Origin of the sequence: Tenacibaculum sp. E3R01 (assembly GCF_003318185.1) — a bacterium.
Classification (GTDB): domain Bacteria; phylum Bacteroidota; class Bacteroidia; order Flavobacteriales; family Flavobacteriaceae; genus Polaribacter; species Polaribacter halocynthiae.
The window spans coordinates 252453-267219 of sequence record NZ_QOCC01000026.1; the positions used below are offsets into that span (position 1 = coordinate 252453).

Here is a 14767-nt window from a genome sequence, read left to right on the forward strand (position 1 = left end):
TTTAGAGTTACTTTTTAAAATGACCATGTTACATGCAAGGGTTTTACCATCCATGGAAGTTTTATAATTGAAAAAGAAAAAGGCGATTTTATCAACAAAACATCATAAGGTCTTTTTTCTATAATCAACTCCCATCTATCATCTTCTTCTCTTAATAAACCATCTCTTACTAGCCAGTTCCCTCTGAATCCGTTTACTGTAGTATTTCCTATAGCTGGCCAATATGATATTGCCGCTGTTATTAGTCCGTTTATTAAATCTTCTTCTTTTACTGTTATTTCTATACGATCAGTTATTGGTTCATTTAGTGGTATTCCGCACAATAATTTATTTAAGCTTAAAAGTGACTCTTCTGTTTGTGCCATACCAGTAACTGTATATTGCAAATAGTGCACTGCTTTTAATTGATCTTCTTTCGAATTAATTTTTTCATTTGTTATTAAATTTAACCGGTCTAAAAGCATTAAATAATAACTATTTAACAATACCAAACCTGCATTGTGTATTGGTATACCTACTCCGTTTATTTTTTCTTTTTCTACTGACATGTTATATGTATTTAATTTCTTGTTTTTATTTATTTCTTCTGTTCGTTCAAAAGCTATTTTTAAAGGAGTTGGTAATTGATCTTTAATAGCACTAATTGCTTGTATAAATTTTTCTTCTTGTATATTTCTTTTTACACTTAACTCCCATAACAATTCTCTCCATATTGAAGTTGTTGCTAGTAACCTCCAATTACTATTCGTCCAAGATTTTATTAATTTTTCTAATAAAATCTCTCTAATTGTTATAGGTGAAACTTCTTTTATTACATTATTATCTAAAACAATAAACAAACGTTGTAATTCAGTAAACTGATTTTGTTGCGTTGGATATAATTGCTTTAATGCTGATAAAAATTGTGTTGTATCTATTACACTTAACAAATTTGTTATTTGTGTTTTTGATAGATTATTTCTTCTTAATATTGATAATATTACTAATGGATACTCTTGTAATACTTGACTTATTAATGCTTTAACTGTTATACTTTTAGAAAAAGTAAACCAAGAAGGTATTTTTGTTTCTAAAAACAACGATTTGCTTAAAGAAGTTAATTTGTTTTTTTGATAACATTCTTCCAACTCTTTAAAAATAGTCTTCGTTCTTTTTTCATTGATTAATAGATCAAATGTGCTATTTTTAGTTATCAAAATTTCTTTTAATAATTGAGGTACAAAAATATTTTCTTCTTTAAGAATGTTTAAAATATTTATTGCAGCAAGTTCATTTAAAATTACTTCTATTAAACTTTCTAATGTGTTAATAGCATTCGTATTCTGTTTAAGGATAACTAAAGTACTTTTCCAAAATTCATTTTCTACTTTACTTCCTATCGCCTCCTTTTTAACGTGTAACAGTAAATCATGTAATGATGCTATTGCATTTATAACTAAATTAAGTGTGCTTTTTTCTTTTGATATTAAAACTGTAAATTGTTTAAATGGTATATTCTTTTTTAATATTCTTATTAATTTTTCAGTCGGAAACTTCCTTATTAAAAGACATATTTCTTCTGGATATTCTTCTAAACAAAACAGCAATAAATTATTTAACGGAATATTATTTTTATATAACCTAATTTCATCTTTACCTTTTTCATCATTTTCAAAAACTTCCCTTAAACAACTAACTAAATGCTCCTTAGGCATTACATATAAATTACTTATCGTTGTTTCTTTAATTTCATTATTAGGTGTTAACTCATATCTTATTTCATCATTACTTTTATAAGCATCTTCATCTAAGGTATATGAAATGGCTTTTTTTAATAATTCTTGAAACGTTGCTTTATTACCTCTATAACCTGAATAATCTGCAATACACAACCAAAAATGTTCATTAATTATTTTTTTTAGTACTGTTACTGTATGTTTTTTTTCAAAAATGTTCTTTTTTCTAAGGTATGCTAGTGTAATTTCTTTTTTAATCTTAAAAGCATCTGGCAATAAATAATTAGCTATTATTTGTTCATTTTTTATAAAAGTATTGCTGTTATATTTCTTCTCATATACTATATTCCTTAATAAATTTGCTACTTGTTGATGTTTATACTTAAAGTCTTTAATATATTTTAAAACTAAATCTAGTGTGCTGGTTTGCTTAACTTCATTAACCAATAGTTTTAACTCATCCTTATTAAATAATAATTCTTTCTTTGTTTTTTTATATAACTCTTTTAAAATATAATTTAAAGTATTTTCAAAATTTTTAACGTCAGATAAATCTTCTTTTACTTTTAATTTTTTAAAAAGCAAGCTTATAAATGATGTTAAGTTTTGACTCTTATTAAAACTTAAAACCCCTATGCTTTCTGTTAATATGCTTTGTTGAATTTTGCTAAGTATTTTATATGATTCTTTGTTTACATTTACCTTACCAATACTTCTTTTTATTTTTTTAATTAACTGATAATGATTTGGATATATTTTTTTTAACAATATTCTAATAATTCCTTCATCATTAAAAAGTTCTGGAATTATTTTTTGAATAACTGCCTGGTTATTATGTTCTTTTAAAAGATTCCATACTATAATTGGCTGTTTTTTAAACCAAACACGAATGGTTTTATAATAACTTTCAGTAAGGGTATTATCTAATTTAAATAACGAGTTATTGGTAAATTCTTTTAATACTTTAACAACCTTATCCTCAGAAAAAACAGGTAGGCCTTTTATTATTTCTCTCCTATGTATTTTATTTAGGTGCTTAAATAAGTATATTGTTTTTGTGTTTTTTTGATCGCTCTTAAGTGTTGTTTTTGTAAGCTTTTCTATTACTTTAATCTTCGTTAGGTTTTTTAAAGCTGCAATTTCATTTAATAAAAAACCTAAAAATTTTGTTTTGGTATGTGTTACCGAATCATACTCTTTTAAAAACTGAAAACTTTTTACTAAAACCCAAGTTTCTTTTAAATTAAAATGCTTGTGTAAAGCTATTTTGTTAATTGAAATAACCTCATCATAAATTATATCTCCCTTATGAGGTGATAGTGTATTTAAAAGTATTTTTATGGCTACTACATCTAAATCATTAACGATAGACCTCCAATTAAATACTTTATTTTTTACTGTATTTAAAATATTTTTAAACCTAGAAGGTGTTACTTCAGATAATGTATGAATTAACTCTTTAAAATGTTGTTTTTGAAAAGTAGTTACTCGGGTATTTGGTGATTGAAAGTAATTATGTAATGTTTGCCAATATTTCTCTAACTGCTTTTCATTAGAGAACTCTGTATTTAAAGTTTTAGACTCTTTTTGAGATATAATTGAAAGAATGAGTATTAAGTTTGTTTTTACATAAGAGTTTTCATTTACCTTATAAACAGCATCTTCAATTAAAGCAAATAGTTCTTTATACTCAATATTAAAATGATTTGCCATTTGCTCAATATTACTTTTTACAAATGCTATTTTATTAAACATAGTACCACGCTCTTCAAAAAGATAATTCAAAATCCAAAACCATAGATTTTTCTTGAAATCATGAATTCCTGATTTCACAATTGTTTCTCTTTCTTGAATTTTTATAAATTCATCTGAAAAATCTATGATATAACTATGATTGCTTTGTTCTAAACTTTCAATAATTTTTTTAATACTTACTTCTTTAAATTGCCAAGAAATTCTTCGTCTTACATATTCTTTAGTACCTACAGCCTGAATCATATTAATAACCTCTTGACGATTATTAGATAACTGATCAGTAAATATTTGATGAATGGTTCCTTTTACTTCTTGATAATTCCAAGACATTATACCTTGTAATAAAAAATATTTTATAATATTAACATCGGTATTTTCTTCTCTTAGAATTTGAATACTTTGTCCGTGTTTATCCGGGTACATTAAAATATCTTGTAACTGTAACCTTAACTGTTCTCTTATTTTTAAGGCTAGTTCTTCTGTTAGATTATCGTAGTTAACAACACCTAAATCAAGTTTTAATGTTTTTATTTTAAGCGTTTGTCCATTTGCACAAATACTATTAAAAACAGCGTTTACTTCTTTAGGCATATGATGTTCACTCCAAACACTTAATTTATTTTGTAGTTCAACACCTTTTTCTTTTTCATCGAAAAAAGTATTCCAAGAGCAACGTGCTATGATATGATTGCTAGTACTTAACATCTTTTATTAGTATTAAGTTCAACAATTAATTTTACTAGCTCTTCTGCATTTTTTTTAAGTTTTGGATTATATATTTTTTTTTCATTTTGGTTAAAACGTAAACTATTATACCAATTACTATAAGCAACTATTAGCTTTTTAAGCATCCCATTATTTACAAAGTAGTTTTCTGGTACTACTTGAACAGGTAAATCATTTTCTAAGAAAAAATTAAACCTATTTTTGAAATCTGATATTTTAAAACTTCTGTTTTTTTTATCTTTTTTGCCACATTTATTTTTATCAACAAAAAAATCAGGAAATATAAAAATTAGTGAATTATTAAAAAATGAATTTGATAAATGCATTAATGTATCGTTCCAAAATGCATTTACCGAACATAAAAAAGGTGTGCTTTCTATAACTTTAAAATCTTCCTTTATATAAATACTATTAATAATTTCTACATTATATCTATCTTTTACTTTTGCTAAACCATCTTTCTTTTTTAATAAGTATTCAATTAATAATACATCGTTATATTTTAATGAAGATTGATGATCGGCATTATCTTTAATAACTATTTTATTTGTTATTTTTTTTAATTTCTTTTCATTATCCTTTTCTGTAATAATAATTTCAAAGTCAGCAGATTCTTTTAATAAATTCGTTTCAATACATAAAAAACCTTTTCGTTGGGTTATTAACCAATAGGCACAAAAATCAACATGATCTATTAAATAATCTTGGTAATATGTATTTAAAGCAAAGAGTAAGTTTATCTTTAGCTCTACTGCAGAAAAATTAATAAAATCGTTTTCAGTAATACGTTGCTCTTCATTAACTTTAACGGTATTAAAAATAAAATCCTTTTGATTGCCTTGTAACCACTCCTCTCTTTTTCCTTTTATTAATTTTCTTATTTTTTTAAACTCAAAAATTTTATTCTTCTTTGTTTTTTGAATGTTTAAATTACCTCCTTCGCATATCTTTTTTAAAGGCATTGCACCTATATAATCATATGCTTTCATACGGTAATATGATAAGAGTCCTAAATTTTGTAAATACAAACTTTTAAGAATTACCTTATCTTTTTGAGAATTACCAGAGTATACAGTACCTTCAATTATTATATCGATAACTGAAGGAGATTCTCCGTGACGGGCTAAAAGATTATCTAAAAGATTATTCCTCCTTTCTAAGTTTACCGTTTCATCTTCCATGAAAGATAATAACCCCCATATGTATGAGTTATACGGATCTATTTGGTATTTTGCCCAACCATTATCTCCTTCTTCAAAAGGAAACAAACCATAAACAAAATCGTGTTTTTGAAAATTTTTTAATAAAGGTCGTATATGAGGTACTTCTTTATATAATGATTGATAATAATAAGTAGGCGAAAAAGAAATGTATGGTACTGGGTATTTTAAATGATGCTTTTCATAAGCCGTTTTTACACTATAAAACTGCTCTCTATCAGTTGGATCTCCAGTTACAGCATTTTCAAATGAAAATAAACCTCCAATATTAGATAATTGCATAAATTGATTGGTTAAAACCTGATCAAAAAGCGTTAGATATCCTTTTAATTGTCTTGACTGTGCTATTTCAAAATCTGAAGCATTAGCACTTACTCCTTTTATACCTACTTTATATGCATCTGGAAATGTATTTTGAATAGAAAAATAACTGCTAATATCTCGGTATTTTCCTTCTGGTAAACTAGGAGCTAATCTTACTCTTGATACTTTACATATTTGTCCGTAAGATTCTTCTAAAAAAGAAAGTTCTTTTAATGAGGAAGTTTTTATTGTTGTGTTTATATATCTTCCTTTTAAATTAACTTTTAAATTTGATTCTAAACCATCTATTTTAGGTAAAAAAACAAACACTAATATTTCATCTTCGTCACATTTTACTTCATATTTTGTTACTTCATCTACTAAAAAAACAACATCAGTTATTGAAACAACACCTTCTACATTTTTAATTATTTCAGTAATTTCATAAACCTGAATTCTATTACGTTTCGCCTGCATGTTATCATCAGAAATCCATCCATTTTTAAGCTTAGGTCCATTAAATATTTCATTCGTAGTTAATTCTTCTTTCTTTATTTCTTCATAACCTTTTTGTAATAATTTAGGATATACATAGTTATTAATTGCCTTTTCTATTGCTATTAAAACTGTATTTAAATCAGCCCCATTCGCTAGTTCTAAATTTCCTTTTATAGAATATTCAACTGGATTTAAAATTGTAGGAAATAAAAATAATTCTCCTAAGTTTCTACACTTGTTTAAAATAAAAAAGGTGTTTTCTAAAATAATATCACTCAGTGTTTTTACTCCTTTTTCTTCAATTACCTCTTCAACCTCTTTTCCTTCAGTATTTTTTTTCTTTACTTTTTTATAATTGGTAACTTCTATTTTTTTTGTCTTATCAATAGTTCTATCAATTAAAATCGAAGTTTTATAAACCGCTTCAGAAGCATTTATACTCGTTTTTACAGGTGAAATTTGAACATTAGCAATGTTTTTTGTATTATCTATTACAAATTTTCTAAAATCATCAATAGATAAAGGTGAAGTTGTTAAAATGTTTTCTGGTAAATAAAACTGATTTTTTACTTTTAATTTACCTTCTTTGTTTGTTAAAACATCTTTAATTGGAAAATTATTACAATATCCTAATTCGGTAAGCGCATAACACAGCTGATCTAGGATTGTAACTCCTGGGTCACTTTGATTTAAATTTGTCCAAGTACCTTTATTATTTCTTTGAATATAAGTAAGTGCCTTATCTTTAAGTAACGCAAAGTTTAACTCTAAAGGTAATGCTGTATCTTCTATGTAATTAAATTTCTCCATTACTTATAATCAATTTTATGGTTATTTAATGAAGGCACTAATAATGCAAACGCTTGTAAACTTGCTGGAGTTATATTTTTATGTAGTTCTTTTTCATATACAATACGTCCTGTAGTTGCTTCTTTTTTACCTAATTTAATTGCTAAGTTTATAATACTATCAATACAATTATAGGTACTCATTATAAATTCTGATATTTGAGCAATACTTACTCCATTATCTATTACTATTTGAGATTGGTTAGTACTAATCCAAGGAGATAAAAAAATATTTATACCATTATTTACCAACTTAGCAACTCCTGAGGGCTTGTTACCTGTCTTTATTGTTATTTCTCCAATTAATTTTATATAGGTAAAATGAAAATTATTTACTTTAATATTTGCAAAATGAGATGCTATTGGCTTTAAAAAACTAGTTACGTTTTGTTGTAAGCATGAACTAACAATTGGTAAAAAAGCATTAGAATCTTTCCAACTTTTTATTGCTTGTGCTAAATAAACTTCGGTGCTTTTAGTCTTTTTATTAAAACACACTTTGATATAATATATCTCTGTATAAGCTTCTTTAATTACTCTATAATAATCTTGTGATGTTACTACTCTATCTTTTGTTTTTAAGCGAACACTTACACGCTTATTCATTTTCTCTTCCGTTTCTGCTGCTCTTCCCCCAAAAGAAACAAAAGGTTGCATAATTGTTCCTATTTCAGGAATAGCTTCATATGTACTTTCTATTACATTGGCTTCAATAAATGGTATTTTAGGTGAAGTTTCAAATCCTTTTTTTATTCTTTGTAATTTTATACCATTCGTATTTAAAAAAGTTGTTGGAGCATACCAATCAGGATTATTTTTTACATAAATCTTAATCCAATACTTATAATTTGGCATAGTCCAATGCACATTGGTAATATCACTAGGGAAATTAAATGTAATAATACCTGAACAACTAAACTCGTTTGTTGTATCTGATATTACTGTAAGGTTTTCCCAACCCGTTTTACCCAAATACTCATATACAATACTACTAACTTCTTTTTTTACTGTTTTGTAATCTTGTGCCAACTCAAAGTAAAAACTAATTTCTGCTGGTGCAATTACCTCTTCTAACCCTAAAATTAATTGCCCTTTACCATCATATTTTGGCGTTATAGAAGGAAAATTATTTTTTATTTTTAAATTTTCTTTCGTTGTTAAATTACTATCATAAACTTTATAATTTTTAAAAGCATTGTAATAAAAACATTCAATAGGATAATTAGGATACATTACACTTTTAAAACCATCTGTATCACTATTATATTCGTAGGTACAACTGCTTCTGTAATTTCCTTTAAAAAAACCAACTATTGGAGTGAAAGGCTCATTAGCTGGCTCTTCAAGTGGATAAATATCGATACCTTTTTTAATATTTAAAGCCAATAATTCAGCATTATACATTGCTATAGCACCTACTACTTTAGGATATAATAATGTTCCAAACCCTTCTTTAGGGTTTTTAAGTTGCATTCTTATAAAACCTGATGAAGTTTCTTGAGTTAATTCTAAAGGTACATTTTGAATATTTGGATCTATATCATTTTGTAATCTTAGTATTTCTGAAGAGCCAAAAAAACTATAATTAAACATTTTTTTATAAGTAGTACTTAAAAACTCTTTCCTACTAGTGTTTATTGTTATTATTTCAAAAAAGTATCGTGAATAATCTATATTTAAAATAGCTGTTAACTCTAAATCATTAAGTAAACTTATCGTTCCTGAAAGGGGAATTTTCACAACCTCATCCAATTCATTTTCATATGAAAGAGCACCTTTTAAATCTATATTTATATTTTCATTTTTTTGAGTATAATTCCACTTAAATAAATCTCCTATCTTTATTTCTTTCTTTACCTTTATTAAATCTCCAATAGTTTTTGAAAAAGCCTCTTCTAATAATAAATCTTCATTAAAACTTAATAAATCACATACTTTTAAAGATGTATTCAGTTGAAGTTCATCACTTAATTTTAAATCGGTTTTTAAAGAATTTTCTTTGTAAAATATTTTATGTTCTTTTTTAAAAAAATTTTCTATTTCTAAAAAACTCTTTATTTTTAATTCATTCGCTATTAAAAATAATTCAGAAACTTTTAAATGTTGGTTAACTTCAAAAACATCGACAAACTTTATTGTTGATTCATTTTCATTTATGTATAAAAAATCTACATCTTTTATCTTAATGATATCACTAATTTGAGCTCTAGATTCTATTTTTAGTAAACTATCTATTTGTAAATGATCTTTCATTTCTAAAACATCACCTATTTTTAAATCTATAAAAACATTCAATTGATCTTCAATTTTTAAAAATCTGTTTATTTCAAACACATTTTTAATTAGAATAATGTCTGATACTTGTAGTTGTTCGATAGCTACAATTTCTGGAACTCCTTGAAATAAATTATTTGAAAACGTTTCTTTAAGCACTTTATATTCAAAAAAAACATATTGCAATCCAAAAAGCATATTCATATCTAAAGGTTTCCATAATTTATCTTGAAGTAATTGAAAATCTACCTTAAAAGCCATATCATTAAAAGGCTCTGTAGGTATTATATTTTTTGGGGAATCTATATTTTTTTCTTCATTTGAAAATAAACCATGTATCTTTTTCCAAATACTTTTTAATATTGAAGTAACTTCTTTTATAGGTGGATTTCTATAACAATTATCTTTATACTTATTATATTGGTAATAGTAACTTATAAAGTTATTTGGAAGATTATTCCAATCCATTTTTATAGAAAACAGTCTTACAGGTTTACTAAAAACTTCAGCATTACCTATAATAAAACCTTGATCTTTTTCTGGAGTTGGCCCTAAAGGTTGAAATGGTTTTTCTGTTTCTAATAAGCCAAAATCATTATATAATTGAAAACTTTGTAATTCTTTTACATCTACAGCTATTTTTAATGATTTAATAACTGGTGGATTTTTTAATAGTTCGGTAAAACTCATTTTAAATATTGGCCAAGAGCTCTCTATCCCATCTATGTTTTCTAAAAAAGAAACAATTGCTGGTGCAGATATATCTAAATTTATAACTAACTTTATTTTATTACTCTGTTCAGTAATGTTTAAAATAGTATTATCATTTGGTATTAAAAACCATTCTGTAGCAGTACTTAAGTAATAACTTCCTTTTTTAAAAAAATTTAAATCGGCTGTTTCTGAAAATGTGAATATTATTGTTAACTTTCTAACACCTTCTTTTAATAATAGCATCGGTGATGCAAAAGCAAAACCTAATTTTATTTTTTTTCCTTCTTTACTGTTTTGATTGCCAAATGTTTTCCATTGTTTTACTTTACCTTCTTCATCTTCTTGTAAAGTGTTTACATCTTTTTCTTCCTTTTTATAGTATGTTATTAACCCTTTTTTTTCTTCTCTTTGAGACAGTGTATAAGTGTTAGATATTCTAGCAGGATTTAACGATACTTTTTCTTTAGTTTCATATAAAATTGGTGATTTATCTTCATACTCTCCTCCGTTAAACAAGGTGGCTATAGGTAATTCAAATACAGATGTTAACTCAGATAATTCAGTACTTATATAAACTTTATCTACTACTGCAAGTTTCTTTTTTTGCAATAAAATATCTTTATAGTAAAAATTTAAATGTTTTTTTGATAAACCATTTAATTGTTGTTTATATACCTTCATTAACTTTGTAAAGGTTTTTAACAATAATGTATCAGGGTAAATATCTTCCCGATTTTGAAAAGCTTTAAAATCTACTGAAGCATACTCAACAATGCTATTAAAAAAAGAAAACAATAAGTCTCCAGTATACTTTAAAGAATTAAAAAAATCTTCAACCTTATTTTCTTCTATTGGATTTTTTAGCTCTAATAATTTTAAATAAGGTATTTTTCCATCTAACTCTTTCCAAACTCTAGCATCGTAAGACTTGTATATATATTTATTTATAGATTTTATACCTTCTATACCATCTATAGATTTAATATGTAGTTCTTCTCTTAACCATAATATCGCCCATAAAAACCGACTGTGTTTTTCTTTTATTTCTTTAAGTATATAAGTTTTTAAATTATACTCAATACTAGATTGGGTCATATATTTTACCCAACCTTGTAAAATATGAAAAATGCCAATTATTTGATCAAACAATTGATTAATAGAATTTGTAATTACGTCCTTTAAATCCTCTACTTTATTTGATGTTAAAACCTCTTTTAATTTTAAACAAGTTTGCACATATAATGCATGCATTTTATTAAAGGGTGTTTTAGCTATAGAAGCCAATAAAAAAACAGGGTCTTTTAATAAAAAAGGGCTCCAATCTCCATTAATAGTATTTGTTTGATCGTAAAAATTAATTAATGAAGCAAAATCAACCAAAAAACTTAAATCATCTTTCTCTGTTCTACCATCTATCAAACAAGAATGATTTTCTAGGCTATTGCCTAAAGATAAAAGTGCTTTATTTTGGTCTATTAAATTCATTAATTAATTAGCTAAATTGGTTCCTTCTTTTAAATAAAAAGGGTATACATAATTATGTCTTGTATTTGTTTGATTGTACTCATAATCTATTCCAACCTCTACTAAACCATTCGTCATATCAGTATATTCAACTGTTACGTTTAGTACATTAATTCTTGGTTCATTTAATAATAAACTAGAGGTTATAACATCTTTTATTTCTGATTTTAATGTTTCATTCATTTCTTGGAAGAAAAATTGTTGTAAACCAGATCCGAATTGTGGAGTCATAGGTCTTTCTCCAAAATTGGTTTCCATTATTACATCTATAGAATCTTTTATATTATTCTCATAACGAGTTATTGATAATTGGTGATTTCCAACAAAAAATGTTACCGGAAAAGCCCAACCAGACCCTAAGAAATCTTTTTGCTTATTTGTTAATAAATTATCCACCTATTATTACATTTAAAGCTCCTAAAACAATTTTGCCTCCATGCGCTGTTGCATCTCCAACCCTTGCTGCTGGCATACCTCCTATTTTTACCGTAGCAGAACCTTTAACAATTACATCTGGAGGTCCTACACAAACCAACATATCTCCTACTTTTGCTGCTGGTAATTTTCCTATTAATACATTGGGTTGTCCAGGACCAATTATCGGTCCACCTACATGTGGTATTGGTGCTGGAACTGCTGGTGTTTGCATTGGACATTGATGAAAGTCTGTTAATCTTGCTGCTGGTGGCATATTTAAATTTTATTAGTTTGTTTAAGTTTAGTTTATCATAACCATAGCTCCTTTTATGGTAGTTTGTGCTCCTCCTGTAAGTTCAGCTTGTGCACTTCCTTTTGCAGAATACTTTACACTTGCTATTTCTTTTATATTAGTTCCTTTAATTGTTACATCTCCAGGAGAACTATCTATTGTTACACCTTGTTTTCCTTTAAGGGTTAACTTTTGATTAGCCTCTATGTTTATATTTTTAGCACTCTTAATAGTAATCCCACTAGAAGACATGACGATACTATTACTGTTCTGATCTTTAATCGTTATTTCTTTACTCTTATCATCAAAAATTGCAGTGTTTTTACTAGGTGTTTCAATAGTAAACTTCTTGTTTTCATCATCAAACTCTATAAAAATTCCTTGCTTAGAAACAATTGCTTTTTTTGTGTTTTTTTTGTCTGGAATGAGCCCTTTATAAGGTTTGTTTTTTGTGCTACTATATAAACTTCCTAAAATAATAGGATAACGTGGATCTTCATTTAAAAACCCAACAACAACCTCATCTCCTACTTCTGGTAAAAAAAATGCCCCTGCACCCGAAGTTGAATAAAAATTAGCAAGTCTTGCCCAAATACCTTCACCTTTGCTATCAAATAATGGAATATCAATTAATATTCTAAATTGATTATCAGGATCTTCATACATTTTTTTTACCGTTGCATTAAAAAGTCCTTGTACTCCAGGTAATAAACCTGATGCTGGTGGTGCCATTACATCTGGTTCTTCTGTAAACCAAACTGGAGATAAACCTATAGTTACGGTAGTTACCCAGTTACCATGAGCTACTTCATGTTTTACATTTGACATAAAATGATCGCCATTAAAACGATCTCCTAACCCATCTAAGGTTAGATATTTTCCTGGGTTTACTTTATTACTTCCTTGAAATTTAACTTCTCCTCTAATTTTAGAAAACTCACTTTTTATTAAAGTAGCTTTAGACCAATTGGTTAAATCTGTTGCTTCTAAAGGAGCCGTTGTTTGTACTTGGAAATCTTTTAACCCTACAACTTCTGATAATTTTTTTGTTGATAAATTACCAGCACCAGCATAATTGTTATTTGCAGAAGCTGTAGTTATTTTTTGAGTAGGATACCCCCATGAATTCCCTTTTACAGATGCTAATTGTGTTATTGCATCTAAATCGGCATTAAACTCCAATAAGTTATTTCCATATTCAATCTTTAAAACTGATTTTTTGTCTTTATCTGGTGGAAATACTGAAACCTTTCCACCTAGTGTTGTAATTATCATACCATTAGACTCGGCTCTTGCCATAATAAAATCCCAGTCAGTTGTATAATACTGTACTTGTTCTTGCCATTTCGTTTGTGTTGCTGTTACATTAGCTCTTAAACCTTTGTAAGTACTTATTATAGAATTTATAATATCACTATCTTTTTTCTTAGCATAAGTAGCACTTTTACGTCCAACAATCATACGAATAGCCTCATCTCTACATTCTACTTCTAAGGTAGGACCAGCTGCTCCGTTTACTTTTACACTTTGTTTTGTTATAATACCTTCAAAAACCAACTCGTTTACAGATTCATACCCCAGCTCTATACTTACTTTATTTCCGGGTACAAACGTTGCTGAAGAACTTACTGTAAATCCCTCTTCTGATGGATTACCATCAAGAATTACTATTATTGCTTTTGATATTCTATTAACCGACTTATCTATAACAACATTTTCTACTTCTATAATATCTGGTATAAAACTTCCGTTTACTTTTACATCAAATGTGACTAAACCGCCACTATCAATTCCTGAACAACTCATGCTTCAATTGGTTTTATTATTGGAGGAAAAATCAATTCTTTTCCTCCTTCTAGTTTTCTAAACTTATTAAGTCCATTATAATTTGCTACTTGTATGTAATGAAAAGGAGAATTCCACATTTTTGTACATAACTGAGGCAACGATTCTCCTTCAACTACTTCTACCAAATGTGTAATATCTGGGGATTCTTTTTTTTCTTCTTTACATTTTCTTTTTGGCGAAACATATTCTCCAAAACTTAAAGAAACTTTTGCTCTAAGAGGACTCCCATCGGGCCTAAAAAGCGTGTAATTTGTATTAAATGTTTTTAAAACACTTTTAAAAGACATGTTATTCCCCCACTGTATTTTAACATAATTTGGTCTGTGAATTTTTCCATTATAGGTATAAACAATATCTTCCAAGGTTTTAATTTCTGTAGCCATATCTATTCGTTTAGAAAATACAACTCCAGTACAATCAATAACTATATCAAAACTTAATTCATCACTTGCGGTGTTTTTATATTTCTGAGAAGGTTTGCTAGAATCTATAGGTTGTTGTTCATTGTAAAGAATTTTACGATTCCATTTTATCTCATTAGGGTTAATCATCACCTTATAGGGATCTCCTGGTATTGGCGTGTTAAAATCGCCATCTAAATAACCTGTTATTTTCATTAACTCTAAGCCCATT

At 27.0% G+C, this 14767-nt stretch carries 7 protein-coding genes; all 7 read right to left on the minus strand.

Annotation, left to right across the window (positions count from 1 at the left end):
* Nucleotides 1–14: 14 nt before the first annotated feature.
* Genes DS884_RS16075 through DS884_RS16105 form a run of 7 tightly spaced genes read right to left on the minus strand, consistent with a single transcriptional unit; the run spans nucleotide 15 to nucleotide 14766 of the window.
* Nucleotides 15–4175, minus strand: a complete 4161-nt coding sequence (locus DS884_RS16075; protein ID WP_113787478.1) for a contractile injection system tape measure protein — start codon at nucleotides 4173–4175, stop codon at nucleotides 15–17.
* Nucleotides 4169–7027, minus strand: a complete 2859-nt coding sequence (locus DS884_RS16080; protein ID WP_113787479.1) for a hypothetical protein — start codon at nucleotides 7025–7027, stop codon at nucleotides 4169–4171. Before DS884_RS16080 ends, DS884_RS16075 begins: the two co-directional genes overlap by 7 nt.
* Nucleotides 7027–11538, minus strand: coding sequence for a hypothetical protein (locus tag DS884_RS16085; protein ID WP_113787480.1), 4512 nt, complete (start codon nucleotides 11536–11538; stop codon nucleotides 7027–7029). The genes DS884_RS16080 and DS884_RS16085 overlap by 1 nt, the downstream gene beginning before the upstream one ends.
* Nucleotides 11539–11541: 3 nt before the next feature.
* A complete protein-coding gene (locus DS884_RS16090; RefSeq protein WP_093871822.1) occupies nucleotides 11542–11973 on the minus strand; it encodes a GPW/gp25 family protein in 432 nt (143 codons plus the stop codon).
* On the minus strand, nucleotides 11966–12268 hold the full coding sequence (locus DS884_RS16095) for a PAAR domain-containing protein (RefSeq protein WP_093871823.1): 303 nt from the start codon (nucleotides 12266–12268) through the stop codon (nucleotides 11966–11968). Before DS884_RS16095 ends, DS884_RS16090 begins: the two co-directional genes overlap by 8 nt.
* Before the next feature lie 27 nt (nucleotides 12269–12295).
* Nucleotides 12296–14092 (minus strand): type VI secretion system tip protein VgrG, encoded by a 1797-nt coding sequence (gene vgrG, locus DS884_RS16100; protein WP_113787481.1) that lies wholly within the window; start codon nucleotides 14090–14092, stop codon nucleotides 12296–12298.
* A complete protein-coding gene (locus DS884_RS16105; RefSeq protein ID WP_113787482.1) occupies nucleotides 14089–14766 on the minus strand; it encodes a hypothetical protein in 678 nt (225 codons plus the stop codon). The genes vgrG and DS884_RS16105 overlap by 4 nt, the downstream gene beginning before the upstream one ends.
* Between the last annotated feature and the right edge of the window lies 1 nt (nucleotide 14767).

What these genes read in the sequence shown, in the direction of transcription:
- DS884_RS16075 (WP_113787478.1), bottom strand. Translation starts at nt 4,175, where the DNA reads ATGTTAAGTACTAGCAATCATATCATAGCACGTTGCTCTTGGAATACT.
- DS884_RS16085 (WP_113787480.1), bottom strand. Translation starts at nt 11,538, where the DNA reads ATGAATTTAATAGACCAAAATAAAGCACTTTTATCTTTAGGCAATAGC.
- DS884_RS16095 (WP_093871823.1), bottom strand. Translation starts at nt 12,268, where the DNA reads ATGCCACCAGCAGCAAGATTAACAGACTTTCATCAATGTCCAATGCAA.
- DS884_RS16080 (WP_113787479.1), bottom strand. Translation starts at nt 7,027, where the DNA reads ATGGAGAAATTTAATTACATAGAAGATACAGCATTACCTTTAGAGTTA.
- vgrG (WP_113787481.1), bottom strand. Translation starts at nt 14,092, where the DNA reads ATGAGTTGTTCAGGAATTGATAGTGGCGGTTTAGTCACATTTGATGTA.
- DS884_RS16105 (WP_113787482.1), bottom strand. Translation starts at nt 14,766, where the DNA reads ATGGGCTTAGAGTTAATGAAAATAACAGGTTATTTAGATGGCGATTTT.